This window comes from Kitasatospora sp. NPDC058048, from assembly GCF_042885555.1.
GTDB lineage: Bacteria > Actinomycetota > Actinomycetes > Streptomycetales > Streptomycetaceae > Kitasatospora > Kitasatospora lactacystinica.
The window spans coordinates 17,194-33,122 of the sequence record NZ_JBHVRT010000051.1 but is presented as its reverse complement, the minus strand read 5'-3'; the positions used below and the strand labels follow the sequence as shown (position 1 = coordinate 33,122).

Annotated in this window: 13 protein-coding genes; 3 read left to right on the top strand and 10 right to left on the bottom strand. The window is 73.3% G+C overall.

Annotation, left to right across the window (positions count from 1 at the left end; translation table 11 throughout):
• Positions 1-58: 58 nt before the first annotated feature.
• Both nusA and rimP read right to left on the bottom strand, forming a co-directional pair.
• Positions 59-1,060, bottom strand: a complete 1,002-nt coding sequence (nusA, locus tag ACFVVA_RS36610) for a transcription termination factor NusA (RefSeq protein WP_359909154.1) — start codon at positions 1,058-1,060, stop codon at positions 59-61.
• A gap of 55 nt (positions 1,061-1,115) precedes the next feature.
• A complete protein-coding gene (rimP, locus tag ACFVVA_RS36605) occupies positions 1,116-1,652 on the bottom strand; it encodes a ribosome maturation factor RimP (RefSeq protein WP_359909157.1) in 537 nt (178 codons plus the stop codon).
• Positions 1,653-1,935: 283 nt separating this feature from the next.
• Here rimP and ACFVVA_RS36600 point away from each other — a divergent pair, with 283 nt between their 5' ends.
• Positions 1,936-2,859 carry a ferritin-like domain-containing protein gene (locus tag ACFVVA_RS36600; protein ID WP_387695020.1) on the top strand — a complete coding sequence of 308 codons (924 nt, stop codon included), beginning with the start codon at positions 1,936-1,938 and terminating at the stop codon, positions 2,857-2,859.
• A 96-nt stretch (positions 2,860-2,955) separates the two neighbouring features.
• A complete protein-coding gene (locus ACFVVA_RS36595) occupies positions 2,956-3,873 on the top strand; it encodes an aminoglycoside phosphotransferase family protein (protein ID WP_387695019.1) in 918 nt (305 codons plus the stop codon).
• Between the two features lie 17 nt (positions 3,874-3,890).
• On the opposite strand, the gene ACFVVA_RS36590 is transcribed toward ACFVVA_RS36595, so the two are convergent.
• The 5 genes from ACFVVA_RS36590 to dxr form a co-directional block, all read right to left on the bottom strand.
• Positions 3,891-4,457, bottom strand: coding sequence for a GNAT family N-acetyltransferase (locus ACFVVA_RS36590; protein ID WP_387695018.1), 567 nt, complete (start codon positions 4,455-4,457; stop codon positions 3,891-3,893).
• Between the two features lie 93 nt (positions 4,458-4,550).
• A complete protein-coding gene (locus tag ACFVVA_RS36585) occupies positions 4,551-5,426 on the bottom strand; it encodes a GNAT family N-acetyltransferase (protein ID WP_380545025.1) in 876 nt (291 codons plus the stop codon).
• Between the two features lie 214 nt (positions 5,427-5,640).
• Positions 5,641-6,801, bottom strand: a complete 1,161-nt coding sequence (gene ispG / locus ACFVVA_RS36580; protein WP_359909168.1) for a flavodoxin-dependent (E)-4-hydroxy-3-methylbut-2-enyl-diphosphate synthase — start codon at positions 6,799-6,801, stop codon at positions 5,641-5,643.
• Positions 6,802-6,944: 143 nt separating this feature from the next.
• Entirely contained in the window at positions 6,945-8,249 is a 1,305-nt protein-coding gene (locus ACFVVA_RS36575; protein WP_387695017.1) for a M50 family metallopeptidase, read from the bottom strand.
• An 80-nt stretch (positions 8,250-8,329) separates the two neighbouring features.
• The gene (gene dxr, locus ACFVVA_RS36570) at positions 8,330-9,571 is read right to left on the bottom strand and encodes a 1-deoxy-D-xylulose-5-phosphate reductoisomerase (RefSeq protein WP_387695016.1); all 1,242 of its coding nucleotides are present in this window, start codon (positions 9,569-9,571) and stop codon (positions 8,330-8,332) included.
• A 112-nt stretch (positions 9,572-9,683) separates the two neighbouring features.
• Here dxr and ACFVVA_RS36565 point away from each other — a divergent pair, with 112 nt between their 5' ends.
• Complete coding sequence (locus ACFVVA_RS36565) at positions 9,684-10,352, top strand: NAD(P)-binding oxidoreductase (RefSeq protein ID WP_387695015.1); 669 nt, start codon at positions 9,684-9,686, stop codon at positions 10,350-10,352.
• An 89-nt stretch (positions 10,353-10,441) separates the two neighbouring features.
• Here the strand turns inward: ACFVVA_RS36565 and ACFVVA_RS36560 are convergent, their stop codons facing one another.
• The 3 genes from ACFVVA_RS36560 to ACFVVA_RS36550 all read right to left on the bottom strand — a co-directional run bounded on the left by ACFVVA_RS36560 (position 10,442) and on the right by ACFVVA_RS36550 (position 15,924).
• A complete protein-coding gene (locus tag ACFVVA_RS36560) occupies positions 10,442-11,884 on the bottom strand; it encodes an aldehyde dehydrogenase family protein (protein WP_387695014.1) in 1,443 nt (480 codons plus the stop codon).
• Positions 11,885-12,129: 245 nt separating this feature from the next.
• Positions 12,130-13,698 (bottom strand): PucR family transcriptional regulator, encoded by a 1,569-nt coding sequence (locus ACFVVA_RS36555; RefSeq protein WP_387695013.1) that lies wholly within the window; start codon positions 13,696-13,698, stop codon positions 12,130-12,132.
• A 153-nt stretch (positions 13,699-13,851) separates the two neighbouring features.
• Positions 13,852-15,924 carry an ATP-binding protein gene (locus ACFVVA_RS36550; protein ID WP_387695012.1) on the bottom strand — a complete coding sequence of 691 codons (2,073 nt, stop codon included), beginning with the start codon at positions 15,922-15,924 and terminating at the stop codon, positions 13,852-13,854.
• Positions 15,925-15,929 lie beyond the last annotated feature (5 nt).

Below are 15,929 nucleotides of genomic sequence, written 5' to 3'. Positions count from 1 at the left end.
ACATGGCGCCGCCCCGCCGAACCCGGAGGACCGGCGGGGACGCCGACGACGACACTGATTACCGGGCCTGCGCTTCCTCGGCCTGGCCCTCGGTGTCCGGACGGATGTCGATCCGCCAGCCGGTCAGGCGCGCGGCCAGGCGGGCGTTCTGCCCCTCCTTGCCGATCGCCAGCGACAGCTGGTAGTCCGGCACGATCACCCGGGCGGAGCGCTGGGCGGCGTCCACGATCTCCACGCTGGTCACCCGCGCGGGCGACAGGGCGGCGGCCACCATCTCCCGGGGGTCCTCGGACCAGTCGACGATGTCGATCTTCTCGCCGTGCAGCTCGCCCATCACGGCGCGCACCCGGGAGCCCATCGGGCCGATGCAGGCGCCCTTGGCGTTCAGGCCCTGGCGGCGCGACCAGACCGCGATCTTGGTCCGGTGGCCGGCCTCACGGGCGATCGCCGCGATCTCCACGCTGCCGTCCGCGATCTCCGGGACCTCCAGCGCGAACAGCTTCTTCACCAGGCTCGGGTGGGTGCGCGACAGCGTCACCGAAGCACCGCGCACACCCCGGCGCACGGCCACCACGTAGCACTTCAGCCGGGTGCCGTGCCGGTAGTCCTCGCCCGGGACCTGCTCCTGCGGCGGCAGGATGGCCTCCAGCTTGCCGATGTCGACCAGCACGTTCTTCGGGTCGTTGCCCTGCTGGACGACACCGGTGACGATGTCGCCCTCCTTGCCCGCGTACTCGCCGAAGGTCTGGTCGTCGGCGGCGTCGCGCAGACGCTGCATCATCACCTGGATGCCGATGCTGGACGCGATCCGGCCGAAGCCGTTCGGGGTGTCGTCGAACTCCTTCGGCTCGACGCCCTCGTCCAGCTCCGCCGGGTCCTCCATGGCCCACACGGTGACGTGGCCGCTCTTGCGGTCCAGGTTCACCCGGGCCCGGCGGCGCGAGCCCTCGGTGCGGTGGTACGCGGTGAGGAGGGCGGACTCGATGGACTCGACCAGCAGGTCGAAAGGGATGTTCTTCTCGTTGACCAGCGTGCGCAGGGCACTCATGTCGATGTCCACGGCTACGCCTCCTCGTCTTTCGTCACGTTCGTCATGGTCGTACGGCACCCGGGGGTCACTCGGCGCCGTCCTCCCCCTCGTCGAAGTCCGCGGCCTCGTCCAGGAGCTCGTCGTCCTTGCGGTTGAACTCGACCTGGACGCGCGCCCGGGTCACCTCCGCGTACGCCAGACGGCGCTCCTTCGGACGGCCTCGCCCCTTCACCGGCTGCACCTCGACCAGTGCGCCGTCCTCGTCGGCCTCCAGCACCCGGGCGACGATCTCCCCGCCGTCCACCAGGTGGATCCTGGCCAGCCGACCCTCGGCGCGCTGCCAGTGCCGGGGCAGGACCAGCGGACGCTCCGCACCCGGCGAGCCGACCTCCAGCAGGTACGCGTCGTCCCCCATCAGGTCCGACTCGTCCAGGGCCTCACCGACCACCCGGCTGAACTCGGCGATGGCGTCCATGTCCACACCGCCGTCGGTGTCGACGTCGATCTGCACCTGCCGGCGGCTGCCCGCCCGAGTGACCCTGACGTCCTCCAGGTCCAGTCCGGCCTGCTCGGCCAGCGGCTCCAGCAACGCTCGCAGCCGGTCGGTGTGGGTGGTGCTCATCCGGGTGGACTCCTCGGCCGCGTCTGCTGTTGTCAGAAGGTCGCCGCGCACCCCCGGTGCCACACCGGAATCACGGCAGCTCGGCCCAAAGCCTATCCGGTCAAGCCCCCAACCACCGATTCCTGACCTCCCCCGGCCGCCCGCACACCACCCACTGCGAGCAACCTCACACCCGGCCCGGCATCCCCGAAGCGGACCCGGGAACGTGGGGATTCTGTAATCATTCACGCCAACGAGGGCTGGCGGGGAGGCCGTCCTCCCGTACCCGCCCGGAGCGCCCCCGATGCAGCCGCCCAGCCGACGGTCCCTCCTGACCCTCGGACTGCTCACCACCCTCACCGCCTGCACCGCCTCCGTCGGCGACCGGCACGCCGACCCCACCCCGCCCCGCGACCCGGACACCCCGGTCCGCCTGCGCGCGATCGCCGCCACCGACCTCCTGCTCGGCGCCTACGACAACCTGCTCACCGTCCCGGGCGCCCGGACCGCCCTGCTCCAGCCCCTGCGCGACGACACCGTCCAGCACCGCGCCGCCCTCGCCCAGGGTCTGCCGAGCGCGAGCCCCTCCCCCACCAGCACCCCGTACCGCTCCCTCCCCACCCTCCCCGAGCTGGCCCTCATGGAGCACCGGACCGCCGAGGCCCACCTCCACGACCTCGACGAGGTCGGCCCGCCCCTGGCCCGGCTGCTCGCCTCCGTCTCCGCCTCCAACGCCCTGCACGCCGCGGCCCTCGGCGACACGACCCCCGTCCTGACCCCCGACGCCGACACCGAAGGCACCCCCGCCGGCAGAGCCGCCGCCGTCCCCGCCCTCCAGGCCGCCCTCGGCGCCGAACACGCCGCCGTCTACGGCTACGGCGTCGTCGGCGCCCACTTCCCCGACGACCCCCAACGCGCCGACGCCCGCACCACCCACGCCGCCCACCAGGCCCAACGCGACGCCTGGCAACGCCTCCTCGGCACCCTCACCGCCGCCCCCACCCCCGCCGCCGGCGGCTACCGGCTCCCCTTCCCCGTCACCTCGCCCACCGACGCCGCCAAACTCGCCGTCCACCTGGAAACCCGCCTGACCACCGCCTACGCCGACCTGGTCCCCGCCGTCCCCGCCCCCTACCGCCTCCTCGCCGCCACCGCCCTCCGCGAAGCCGCCCTGCGCGCCCACCACTGGGGCGCCCCCGCCACCCCCTTCCCCGGCACCCCCGGCTGACACTGAGCCCCCGCGCCCGCCTCCCGCACCGCCTCCCGCCCGGAAGCCGGCACCCTCCCGAGCGCCCCCGCCCTCCCAAACCCCGACAATGGACCCATGTCGGGAGCCGAACCCACCATCACCGTCCCCACCTGGCTGACGAACACCGTCACCGCCACCCACGGCGAGGCCGGCCGCCAATGGCTGGCCGACCTCCCCGCGAAGGCCGCCACCCACCTCGCCGCCTGGAACCTCACGCTCGAACGGATCCTCGACCCCGGCGGCAGCCGCAGCCTCGTCGCGTACGTCCACCGCGACGACCTCTCCCCCGCCGTCCTCAAGATCGGCCTGCCCACCCCCGAGACCGCCCAGGAGCACACTGCCCTCGCCCACTGGGCGGGCCGCGGAGCCGTCCTCCTGCTCGACGCCGTCCCCGCCGAGGGGGTCCTCCTGCTCGAACGCCTCCACGGCGAGATCCCGCTGCGTTCCCTCGCCGAGCCCAAGGCCGCACTGGAGGCCACCAGCCTGCTGCACCGGCTCTGGACGGAACTCCCCGAGGGCCACCCCTTCCCCGCCGCCGCCCAGCGGATCGCCGCCGCCGCCCGCCTCGCGGAACACCCCCACCCCGCCGTCGCTGAAGCGCGGCAGCTGATCGCCGAGGCCCTGGACACCGCCCGGAGCCTGGCCGACTCCGCCGACGAGTCCTTCCTCCTGCACGGCGACTTCCACCACGGCAACGTCCTGGCCGCCGACCGGGCCCCCTGGCTGGCCGTCGACCCGAGCCCACTGGCCGGCGAGCGCGCCTACGACCTGGCCCGTCTCGCCCTGGACCGCGCCGACACCCTGCTCGGCTCCCCCGGCGTCCCCGCGGCCGTCCGCCGCCGTCTGGGCCGGCTCGCCGAGTCCCTCGAGGTCGACCGGGAGCGCCTGCGCGGCTGGACCCTCTTCCGGGCCGTCGACCTCGCCCTGCGCGCCCTCGCCGCGGACCGCCGCGAGGACGCCGAGCTCCACCTCGAATTCGCCGACTCCCTCTGACCCCAAGGCCCTTGGGATCAGAGGTACTTGGGCCGCTGGCCCCCGGTTCCCCGCAGGGGCAGCCGGGCCCCCATCACCGCGTACAGCCGGTCCGTCGCCGGGAACCGCACCGCCCGCGCCAGGTCCTGGTACCCCAACGCCCGGTACAGCCGCCGCGCCGGCGTCTCCGCGTCGATCGCCGACAGGATGCTCCGGTCCAGGCCCGACGCCTCGCACAGGGTCCGGATGATCCGCGAGCCGACCCCCTGCCCCTGGAACTCCGGCAGCACGTGCAGCTCGGTGACGGCGAAGACCCTGTCCAGCCAGTCCCCGTACCCGCGGGCGGCCAGGTAGGGCTCGATCACCGTGCTCCACCAGTGCTCCCGCTGGTTGGGCATCCCGTACCCGAACCCGACCAGCTGCCCCCCGCTCATCGCCCCCAGCGCGATCACCCCCGGCTGCTGGGCGTGCCGCCCCACGATGTGCAGCCGTACCGCGACCTCTTCGGGCGTCAGCCCGAACGCCACCGCCTGGACCTCCAGCGCCTGCGGCGCCCAGGCCGCAAGGTCGATGGCCTCGATCGTCACCCCGGTCAGCTGATCCATGCTCCGGACGTTACTACCCGTGGCCCTGCGGCGCGGCCGAAGATCCCAACAGCACCTCGCCACACCGCGCCCGCCCCGCCCGGGGCCTCCCCCTCAGAACAGCACGCTCATGAACGCCCCGACCTCCCGGAACCCCACCCGCCGGTACGCGGCCCGGGCCCGCAGGTTGAAGTCGTTGACGTACAGCGACGCCACCGGCGCCACCTCCCGCAACGCGACGTCCAGGACCGCCGCCATCCCGGTCTCGGAGAGCCCCTGCCCCCGGTGCTCCGGAGCGACCCAGACCCCCTGGATCTGACAGGCCCCCTCCGTCACCGCCCCGATCTCCGCCTTGAAGACGACCTGCCCGTCCTCCCCGAACCGCGCGAACGACCGCCCGGCGGACACGAGTTCGGCCACCCGGGCCTGGTAGAGGAGCCCGCCGTCCCCCGCCAGCGGCGACACCCCCACCTCCTCGGTGAACATCGCCACGCAGGCCGGCATCAGCGCCTCGACCTCGTCGCGCCGCACCCTGCGCACCAGCGGATCCGGCGCGATCTCCGCCGACGGCACCGAGGTCGCCAACAGCGGCTGGTGCGCCCGCACGTCCCGGGCCGGCCCCCAACTGCGCTCCAGCAGCGCCCAGAAGGCCGCCGTGGCCGCCGCCGGCCCGACGATCGAGGAGCAGCGCCGCCCCTGCCGGCGGGCCCGCTCCGCGAACGCCGCGACCGCTTCCGACCCGGCGTCGACGAGGACCAGGTTCGCCCCGGCGTAGCAGAGCGCGTCCAGCACGCCGTCCCCGTCGTACCAGCCCCACAACTCCCCGCCGAGCCGCCACGGGTCCAGCCCGACGGCCTCGACCCTGGTGGCGACGAACGCGTTGGCGACCGGGTCGCGGTGGAGGATCTCCAGGGCGTCCGGGAGGTCCGGCGGCTCCAGCACGCGGGTGGTGGCCAGGGCCCGGGCGGCCTGGAAGGAGCTCGGGAGCATCACACCTCGATCGAGCATCGAGACAGCACCTCACTGAGACGACTCTGGCCGCACCCTACTCCGTGGCCCCACCCGGCTACGGCCGCGGGGCCGTCCGCGAACGGACGGCCCCGCTTCCGGAATGCACCGCACGGGTGCTCCCGTACGGTCAGGACAACCTACGGCTGTCAGAACAAGCTACGCGGGGTTCGCTCCCGCACAAGCCGCGCGGGGGTCACTCCCCGGCGACCACCGTCGGCGCACCCGCCTCGACGCCCGCCGCCTGCATCTGCTCGGCGAGCTTGAGCGCCTCCTCGATCAGGGTCTCGACGATCTTCGACTCCGGAACGGTCTTGATGACCTCGCCCTTGACGAAGATCTGCCCCTTGCCGTTGCCGGAGGCGACCCCGAGGTCGGCCTCGCGGGCCTCGCCCGGACCGTTCACGACGCAGCCCATGACGGCCACCCGCAGCGGCACCTCCATGCCCTCCAGCCCGGCGGTGACCTCCTCCGCGAGCTTGTAGACGTCGACCTGGGCGCGTCCGCAGGACGGGCAGGAGACGATCTCCAGGCCGCGCTCGCGCAGTCCGAGCGACTCCAGGATCTGGTTGCCGACCTTGATCTCCTCGGCCGGCGGGGCGGAGAGCGAGACCCGGATGGTGTCGCCGATGCCCTCGGCCAGCAGCGCGCCGAAGGCGACCGCCGACTTGATGGTGCCCTGGAAGGCCGGCCCGGCCTCGGTCACGCCGAGGTGCAGCGGGTAGTCGCACGCGGCGGCGAGCTGGCGGTAGGCGTTGATCATCACGACCGGGTCGTTGTGCTTGACCGAGATCTTGATGTCGCGGAAGTCGTGCTCCTCGAACAGCGAGCACTCCCACAGCGCCGACTCGACCAGCGCCTCCGGGGTGGCCCGGCCGTACTTCTCCATCAGCCGCTTGTCCAGCGAGCCGGCGTTGACGCCGATCCGGATCGGGACGCCCGCGTCCTTGGCGGCCTTGGCGATCTCGCCGACCTTGTCGTCGAAGGCCTTGATGTTGCCCGGGTTCACGCGCACCGCCGCGCAGCCGGCGTCGATCGCCGCGAAGACGTACTTGGGCTGGAAGTGGATGTCCGCGATGACCGGGATCTGCGACTTCCTGGCGATGATCGGCAGCGCGTCGGCGTCGTCCTGTGAGGGCACGGCGACCCGGACGATCTGGCAGCCGGACGCGGTGAGCTGGGCGATCTGCTGGAGCGTGGCGTTGATGTCCGAGGTCACGGTGGTGGTCATCGACTGCACCGAGACCGGCGCGTCGCCGCCGACCGGCACATTGCCGACCATGATCTGCCGGGAGTAACGGCGCTTGGCCAGCGGCTTGAGCGGCAGGGACGGAATACCGAGCGAGATCGCGGTCATGTGCGCAGGGTTCCCCGGGGTTGAGGTGTGGTCGACCGCCCGGCCGTGACACGGCCGAGGCCGGGCGCGCTGACGATCGCGCACCCGGCCTCCACGGTACGGCACCGTCATGGCGCCCAGCACACCCGTGGTACCCGAACGCCCTAACTGATCTTCACCGGGTTCACCAGGTCGGCGACCATCACCAGCAGGGTGAAGCCGATGAAGATGCTGGCCACCACGTACGCCACCGGCATCAGCTTGGCGACGTCGAAGGGGCCCGGGTCGGGCCGCCGGAACAGTTGTGCGAACCGGCGCCGGACCGCCTCCCAGGCCGCGCCGGCGATGTGCCCGCCGTCCAGCGGGAGCAGCGGCAGCATGTTGAAGAGGAAGAGCGACAGGTTGATGCCGGCCAGCAGGTTCACGTAGAACGCGATCCGCTGGGTGCCGGGGATGTCGAGCGAGAAGACCTCGCCGCTGACCCGGGCGGCGCCGACCATGCCGATCGGCGAGTCCGGATCGCGCGGGGCGTCGCCGACGACCGCGTTCCACAGCCCCGGGATCTTGCCCGGCAACGCGATCAGCGACTTCACCCCGTTCTCGGTCATGTCGTACATCCGGTCGACCGACTGCCCGAATCCCAGCCGGACCACACCACTCGCGGGAGTGAATCCGAGGAACCCGGCCTGGACGCTCTGACCCTTGAGCGGGACACCGTTGCCGTCGTACTTCTGGACGTCGTTGACCGCGATGGTCGGGGTGAGGGTGAGCTGCTCCCCGGCCCGCTCGACCACGACCGGCACGCTCCGGCCGGCCGACTCCCGGATGTCCGCCTGGAGCTGGTCGTAGCTGTGGATCCGGTCGCCGTCGAAGGAGAGGATCCGGTCGCCCGCCCTGAGTCCGGCCTGGGCGGCCGGGGTCTGCGGGGCGCCCTCCGGGCAGGTGTCCCGGGGCTGGCCGACCTTGACCACGCACTTCTCGACCGAGCTGACCGTCGGCACGCTCATGTTGACGCCGAAGCCCATCATGACGGTCAGGAAGAGCCCGAACGCCAGGATCAGGTTCATGAACGGACCGGCGAACATGACGATCATGCGCTTCCAGGGCTTGCGGGTGTAGAAGAGCCGGCTCTCGTCACCCTCCTGGATCTCCTCGTAGGAGGCCTCGCGGGCGTCCTCGATCATGGTTCGCCAGGGCGAACTGCTGCGCTTGGTGATCCGGCCGTCCTCGCCCGGCGGGAACATCCCGATCATCCGGATGTACCCGCCGAACGGGATCGCCTTGATGCCGTACTCGGTCTCGCCCTTCCGGCGCGACCAGAGGGTCGGGCCGAAGCCGACCATGTACTGCGGCACCCGGATGCCGAACAGCTTGGCCGTGGAGAGGTGGCCGAGTTCGTGCCAGGCGATCGAGATGAGCAGCCCGATGACGAAGACCAGGATGCCGACCACCGTCAAAACCGTTGCCACCGTTGGTCCTCCGTCATGCCGCTCCGCTCATCGTCTCGTCCTACCGCTATCGGGGCCATTGGCCGACCGTCGGCCGACCGTCAGCCGGCCGCCAGCTCGCGGGCCCGGGCGCGCGCCCAGTCCTCCGCGTGCAGGACGTCCTCCACCGTCAGGGAAGTTCCCGGCGCCGCGGCGCCGTCCCGCTGACCGTGCTCGGCCACGACCTTGGCAACAGTGTCCACGATTCCGGTGAAGGCGAGGCGGCCCTTCAGAAATGCCTCCACGCACTCCTCGTTCGCCGCGTTGAAGACCGCCGGGAAGGTGGCGCCCAGGGAGCCCACCTCGCGGGCCAGCTCGACCGCCGGGAAGGCCTCGTCGTCCAGCGGGAAGAACTCCCACGTGGCGGCCTTGGTCCAGTCGCAGGCGGGAGCGGCGTCCGGCACCCGCTCCGGCCAGCCCAGGCCCAGCGCGATCGGCATCCGCATGTCCGGCGGGCTCGCCTGGGCCAGGGTCGAACCATCGGTGAACTCCACCATCGAGTGCACCACCGACTGCGGATGGACGACGACCTCGATCCGGTCGAACGGCACGTCGTACAGCAGGTGCGCCTCGATCACCTCCAGGCCCTTGTTCACCAGGGTGGCCGAGTTGATCGTGACGACCGGGCCCATCGACCAGGTCGGGTGCGCCAGCGCATCCTGCGGGGTCACCCCGGCCAGCTGCTCCCGGGTGCGGTTGCGGAACGGGCCGCCGCTGGCGGTGACCACCAGCTTGCGCACCTCGGCCCGGGTCCCGCCGGCCAGCGCCTGGAACAGCGCGGCGTGCTCGGAGTCCACCGGCACGATCTGGCCCGGCTTCGCCACCGCCTTCACCAGCGGACCGCCGACGATCAGCGACTCCTTGTTGGCCAGCACCAGCACCCGGCCCGCCTCCAGCGCGGCCAGCGTCGGCCGCAGGCCGATCGAACCGGTGATGCCGTTCAGCACCGAGTGGCACTCCAGGGCGGCCAGCTCAGTCGCCGCGTCCGGGCCCACCAGCACGGTCGGCAGCGGACCGCCGGCCGCCTTCGCGGCCAGCGCCTCGCGCAGCACCGGCTCGGCCGCCGGATCGGCCACCGCCACGGTGTGCACGCCCAGCCGCACCGCCTGCTCGGCGAGCAGCTCCACCCGGCCGCCCGCCGCCGACAGCGCGACCACCCGGAAGCGGTCCGGGTTGCGGAGCACCACGTCGATCGCCTGGGTGCCGATCGAACCGGTGGAACCCAGGATCACCAGCTCCCGGGGGCCGGAGGGGTCCGCCACGGTGGGCGTGAAGCGCAGCTGCGGGTGGGCGAGCGAAGTCATGCGCCCATTGTGTCCTGTCCGCGGCACCACCCCGGACTTCCCCGGGCCGCCCCGGACTTCCCAGGACGACCTCCCCGGGCCGCCCGGCCCGTCCCGGGCTACCGTCGGAACCATGCGTACCGTCATCGCCGGGGGCCACGGACAGATCGCGCTCCGACTGGAACGGCTGCTCGCCGCCCGCGGCGAACGCCCCGCCGGCATCATCCGCCGCCCCGAACAGGCCCGGGACCTCGTCGACGCCGGCGCCGAACCACTGCTGCTCGACCTGGAGGCCGCCACCGCCACCCAGCTCGCCGGACTGCTGACCGGCGCCGACGCGGTCGTCTTCGCCGCCGGCGCCGGACCGGGCAGCGGCGCCGCCCGCAAGAACACCGTCGACCGGGACGCCGCCGTACTGCTCGCCGACGCCGCCGAACTCGCCGGGATCCGCCGGTACCTGATGGTCTCGGCGATGGCCGCCGACGCCGACGCCCGCTTCCCCGCCGACGAGGTCTTCGAGACCTACCTGCGGGCCAAGGGCGCCGCCGACGACGCCGTCCGGGCCCGCACCGGCCTGGACTGGACCGTGCTGCGCCCCGGGCGGCTCACCGACGGCCCCGGCACCGGCCTGGTCCGGCTCGCCCCCTCGGTCGACCGCGGCGCGGTCGACCGGGCCGACGTCGCCGCCGTCCTGGCCGCCCTGCTGCACGAGCCCGGCACCGCCGGACTGACCCTGGAACTGGTCTCCGGGAACGTCGCCGTCGAGGAGGCCGTCGCCGCGGCCGCCGGGCACGACGGCTGAGCCCGCGCGGGGGCGCGAAACGCCGGGAGGGCCCGGTTCGGCGAACCGGGCCCTCCCACCGCAGCGCTACGGCACTGCCACGACGCCGCTCAGAGGTCGAGGCCGGTCAGGACCATGACCTTCTCGACGGTGTAGTCGTCCATCGCGTACTTGACGCCCTCACGGCCGACACCGGAGTCCTTGACGCCGCCGTACGGCATCTGGTCGGCGCGGTAGGACGGCGCGTCGCCGATGATCACACCGCCGACCTCCAGCTCCCGGTGGGCGCGGAAGGCGGTCTGCAGGTCGTGGGTGAACACACCCGCCTGGAGGCCGAACGCGGAGTCGTTGACCGCCGCGAAGGCCTCGTCCACGCCGTCCACCTTGTGCAGCGACAGCACCGGGCCGAACACCTCGGCCTTGGCCAGGATGGCGTCCCCGGGCAGGTCCGCCAGCACGGTCGGGGCGTAGGTCGCACCCTCGCGGGAGCCGCCGGTGAGCACCTTGGCGCCCTTGGCGACCGCGTCCTCGACCCAGGACTCGACGCGCTTCGCGGCGTTCTCGTCGATCAGCGGGCCGACGTCGGTCGCGTCGTCGGCCGGGTCACCGGTGACCTGCGCCTTGACCTTCGCGACGACCTTCTCCACCAGCGCGTCGTACACCGAGGCGTCGGCGATCACCCGCTGCACCGAGATGCACGACTGGCCGCCCTGGTAGTTCGCGAACATCGCGATCCGGGTGGCCGCCCAGTCCAGGTCGGCCTCCGAGGACCAGTCGGCGAGCACCACGGCCGCGGCGTTGCCGCCGAGCTCCAGGGTGCAGTGCTTGCGCGGCACCGAGTCCATGATCTGGTAGCCGACCTTGTCCGAACCGGTGAAGGAGATCACCGGCAGGCGCTCGTCCTGCACCAGGGCCGGCATCCGGTCGTTCGGCACGGTCAGGATCGACCAGGAACCGACCGGCAGATCGGTCTCGGCCAGGATCTCGCCCAGCACCATCGCCGACAGCGGGGTCGACGGAGCCGGCTTCAGGATGATCGGCGCACCGACCGCGATCGCCGGGGCGACCTTGTGGGCGACCAGGTTCAGCGGGAAGTTGAACGGGGCGATCCCGAGCACCACGCCGCGCGGGAAACGGCGCACCACCGCGAAACGGCCCACGCCGCCCGGGTCGGTGTCCAGGCGCATGGTCTCGCCGTTGGTGCGACGCGCCTCCTCGGCGGCCCAGCGGAAGACCGACACCGCACGGCCGATCTCACCGCGGGCCCACTTGATCGGCTTGCCGTTCTCGGCGCTGACCAGCTGGGCGAGCTCCTCGGTGCGCTCGGTCAGCCGCTTGGCCACGTGGTCCAGGGCGGCGGCACGCTGGTGCGCCGGAGTGGCGGCGAACACCGGCAGCGCGGCGACAGCGGCGTCCAGCGCCTCCTCGACCTGCGCCTCGGTCGGGATGCTCACCTTGCCGACCAGACGGCCGTCCCAGCTGTTGTGCACCTCGAAGTCGGCGTCACCGCTCGCCCGGCGGCCGGCGAGCCAGAAATCGTACGTGGTGGTCACCGTGGTACCCGCCCTCTCCTCGTCTGTCCTACGGCCCACGGACGTGGGACCCGGATTTGAGGGTAGGCGGGGCGGCGCGCCGACCGGATTGGCCGACTAGGAGCGTTCGCCCCCGGGGCCACTCCACCACGTCCTACCGGGGCGCGGTCCGCGCACCGCCGGAGCCTCGTCCGCCGTCCGCCACCGGCCGCCCTCCGCCCGCCGCGTGAACCGCCTGTGCCACCCCGCCCGTGCCACCCCGTACGTCACTCCTCGCCGGAACGCAGCGCCAGCCACAGCTCCATCCGCACGTCCGTGTCATCCAGCGAGCGCCCCAGCAGCTCCTCGACCCGGCGCATCCGGTAGCGCAGCGTGTGCCGGTGCACCCCCAGGTCCGCCGCCGCCGCGTCCCACTGGCCGTGCCGGGACAGCCACGCCCGCAACGACGCCACCAGATCCCCGCGGGCCGTCCGGTCGTGCTCCCGCAACGGCCGCAGCAACCCCTCCGCGAAGGCCGTCACCGCGTCCTCGCCCAGCAGCGGCAGCAGCGACCCCGCGCCGACCTCCTCGTGGTCCACCGACCGGCGGCCGCCGCGCAACGCCACCGCCAACGCCCGCTCGGCCTGCGCGTGCGCCGTCCCGGCCTCCTCCAGCGCGGCCGGCGCCGAGACACCCAACGACAGGCCCTCGTGCTCCTCCACCGTGCCCAGACAAGCCCGGTGCACCGCGCCGTTGTCCAACGCCAGCACCATCAGCCGCTGCCCGTGCGCACCGTCCTCCCGCGCCACCAGCAGCTTCTCCCCCACCCGGGCGCCCGCCTGCTCGGCCCGGTCGCCCAGCTCCCCGAGCGCCTCCACGGCATCCGCGTTCGCCGGCCCCGCCCCGGCCACCAGAACCCGTATCGTCCCCTCCGGAAGCCCCCCGAACAGCCCCACCGCCACCTGGCGGGCCGTCGCCACCTCACCGGCCAGCACCATCCGCAGCAGCGCCGCGCCCATCCGCTCCTCGGCCTGCCGCAGCTCCCGCGACCGCTCCAGGGTGAGAGTCAGCAGCGCCACCGCCGCGTTCAGCACATACCGCTCGGTCGGCGTGATCCGGTCCTCGGTCCCGACCGCCAGGAAACCCCGGGCACGCCGGTCCGCCCCCAGCGACTGGACCACCACGTAGTCCTCGTCCGCCGTGTCTATCCCCGGCGCGCGCCCCTGCAACGCCGCACTCGACGGCGCCGGCCGCCGACGCAGCCGGTCCACCTCCGCCGCCAGCCGCCCCGCCCGGCGCGCCGCCCAGTCCGGCGCCACCACCGACAGCGCGCCCGACCCGTCGTACAGCGCCGCCCAACCCCCCAGCCGGGCCGCCAGCCGACGCACCACCGCCGTCGTACCGTCCTTGCCGAGCGCCGCCCGCGTCAGCTCCTCCTGCGCCTCGAAGCTGGTCGTCACCGCCTCGTACTGCTCCGCGGCCAGCGCCGCCGACACCACCTTGCTGATCGCGATGAACGGCGTCGGCTCCGGCACCCGCAACAACGGCAGCCCGCGCTGCGCCGCCGCGTCCACCAGCGGCTGCGGCACCTCCGTGTGCGACAACCCCACCCCCAGCCCCAGCCCGACCACCCCCGCGTCGGCCAACCGGTGCACATACGCCTGCAACTGCGCCGCCGTACGACCCAGCTTGATACCGGTGGTGAGCAGCAGCTCGCCACCCTCCAGGAACGGCGTCGGGTCGTCCAGCTCACTGGTGTGCACCCAGCGGACCGGACGTTCCAGGTGATCCGCACCGGCGAGAACCGTCAGATGGAGCGACGTATTACGGACGACGGAGGCGAGTGTGGGGGGCATGGCACCTTCGAAGGATCGACCTGACCGCGCCATTGCGGCCGGGCGAGGAGAGGGACGTGGGACTGGTGAGGGTCTCTCCCCTTCATTATGGACGCCCCGGACAACCCGCACTGCCGAATCCACCTCGAAGGCGGCTTCCCCGGCAGCCCGCCGTCAACCCCGGAGATCCACCAGCAACGGCGGCACCTGCTCCCCCGACACCGCCGTCAACGACACCACCGCATGCCCCGCCGGCAGCGCGTGCGCCAGATCCGACGGCGACCACCGCAGCCGCTCCACGTCCCGCGTCGTCACCGACTCCGTCTGCGCCGTCGTCCCCGACAACGCCTTCCGCCCGACCCGCCCGGCCCGCCGTATCACCCCACCGGAGGTGTCGGGGGTGTGGGTGACCGCGGTCTCCTGCACCAGGTGAGTCCCCCAGGCCTCCGAGAACAGCTTCCCGTCCCACGGCGCGATCCCCGGGAACGCCATCCGGCAGCCGACCGCGCCGAACAGCGGAGCCCGCAGCGCCTCCGGCAGGTCCACCAGCGTCCGCAGCAACAGCACCGCGCCCGCGTTCGCCCCGCGCATCCGCTGCAGGCCGCGCACCGCGGTGGCGTCCAGCGCCGCCGAGGCGTCGTCCACCACCAGGCCCGCGAACAGCGAACGGTCCTCGCGGACCCCGGCCGCCTGCACGAACTGCCCCACCACCAGCCGGGACAGCATCCGCGCCGCCTCCGGGTGACTCCGCTCGGGCAACTTCACCCGCACCCGCAGCGGATGGTCCAGCACCCGCATCGCGAACGGGGGCCGGCCGGTCCCATCGGTCGCGAAAGCCCCCTCGAAGGCGGGCCGCTCCAACAGCGCCAGCCGGTCCGCCAGCAGTGCCCCGGGGTCGTCCGCCCGGTCGCGCTGCCGCTCCCGGTGCTCCAGGTCCCGCTCGTGGACGGCCAGCCGGCCGGCCACCCCGAGCGCCTTCACCAGGGGCGCCAGCACATCCGGCTCGCCCGCCAGCATCGCCCGCAGCTCCCGCACCCCCGGGTAACGGCCGTACGCCGCGTGGAACGGGCCCACCACCTGCTGCAACGCGGTCCGGGCGTGCTCCGCGCGGGCGGTCAGCTCGTCCGGCAGCAACGCCTCGGCCAGCCGGGCGGCCGCCTCGTCGGGGTCCCGTGCGACGCCGTAGAGGTCCAGCCCGTACAGCGAGGACGGATCGCCGGGCGCGATCACAACGTCGTACCAGGCGTCCGGGCCGAGATCGGCATCCGCCGCCCCGACCACCACCGCACAGGCCGTACCCGACAACGCCTGCAGGCACAACGCCTCCGCCACCGGCCGGGCCAGCCGCGCCGTCTTCCCCGTACCGGCCGGGCCCACCGCCAGCAGCGAGGTGCCCAGCACCGCCGGGTCCAGCGCGAAACCAGCCGCCCGGTGGCCCAACGGGTTCTTCGGGACGTCCTGCGCGGTGCCCAGCCGGACCTGGCCGAGCAGCAGATCGTGCCGCTCGGCACGGCCGGGCAGCTCGCGCGACTCGGAAGGATGAGCGAAGGCCGCCGCACCGCGCGAGGCCACCTGCTCGGCGAAGGCGGGCACGAACACCGGGTCCGCCTGCGCGGACTCCCAGGCACGCCGGATCCGCACGTAGTCGACGTCCCCCACGGCCTCGCCGTCCAGCCGGGCCGCCGCCCCGACCGCACCGCCCCGGCGCAGCCCGTCCCACGGATCCTGCCCCCGCACGCCCTCGGCCGCCCCCGGGGCGTCCTCCTCGACGGGCCGCTCCTGCGTCACCGTGCGCGACAGCAACGGCGTGACGTAGCGGCGCCACACCTCGGGCCAGCGGCCCATCCGGCCGAAGAACTTGATGACGGCCGCAGCCACCAACACGTTCACCGACAGCCCGACAGCAGTCACGAGGGTCTCGCTGGGGTGTTCGACCCAGACGGTAATCACGATCAGGTGGAGCACGAGCTGAGTGCCGTAGACGAAGGCCGGCCACGCCACCACCGCGTTCAGCCCCGCCCGCAGCAGCAGCGGCCAAGTGGCCACCTTGGCCGCCTCCGCCCGCTCCGGGTCGAGGCGGTGGTAGCCGAGCCGGTAGACGCCCGGTTCGGCGTCGGGGCGCGGGGCGCAGGCCCAGGCGGCGAGGTCGAAGGGGGTGGTGCCCCCGCCGGGGCGTTGGTGGGGCAAGGGGCTCGGGGGGCTGGTGGTGGTGTGCTCGCCGTGGTGGTGTGCCCCGTCCTGTGCCATGTACG

Bases quoted from the DNA above. Each gene is read 5' to 3' on its own strand.
- rimP (WP_359909157.1), bottom strand. From the start codon at position 1,652: ATGAGCACCACCCACACCGACCGGCTGCGAGCGTTGCTGGAGCCGCTG.
- ACFVVA_RS36600 (WP_387695020.1), top strand. From the start codon at position 1,936: ATGCAGCCGCCCAGCCGACGGTCCCTCCTGACCCTCGGACTGCTCACC.
- ACFVVA_RS36595 (WP_387695019.1), top strand. From the start codon at position 2,956: ATGTCGGGAGCCGAACCCACCATCACCGTCCCCACCTGGCTGACGAAC.
- ACFVVA_RS36590 (WP_387695018.1), bottom strand. From the start codon at position 4,457: ATGGATCAGCTGACCGGGGTGACGATCGAGGCCATCGACCTTGCGGCC.
- ACFVVA_RS36585 (WP_380545025.1), bottom strand. From the start codon at position 5,426: ATGCTCCCGAGCTCCTTCCAGGCCGCCCGGGCCCTGGCCACCACCCGC.
- ispG (WP_359909168.1), bottom strand. From the start codon at position 6,801: ATGACCGCGATCTCGCTCGGTATTCCGTCCCTGCCGCTCAAGCCGCTG.
- dxr (WP_387695016.1), bottom strand. From the start codon at position 9,571: ATGACTTCGCTCGCCCACCCGCAGCTGCGCTTCACGCCCACCGTGGCG.
- ACFVVA_RS36565 (WP_387695015.1), top strand. From the start codon at position 9,684: ATGCGTACCGTCATCGCCGGGGGCCACGGACAGATCGCGCTCCGACTG.
- ACFVVA_RS36555 (WP_387695013.1), bottom strand. From the start codon at position 13,698: ATGCCCCCCACACTCGCCTCCGTCGTCCGTAATACGTCGCTCCATCTG.
- ACFVVA_RS36550 (WP_387695012.1), bottom strand. From the start codon at position 15,924: ATGGCACAGGACGGGGCACACCACCACGGCGAGCACACCACCACCAGC.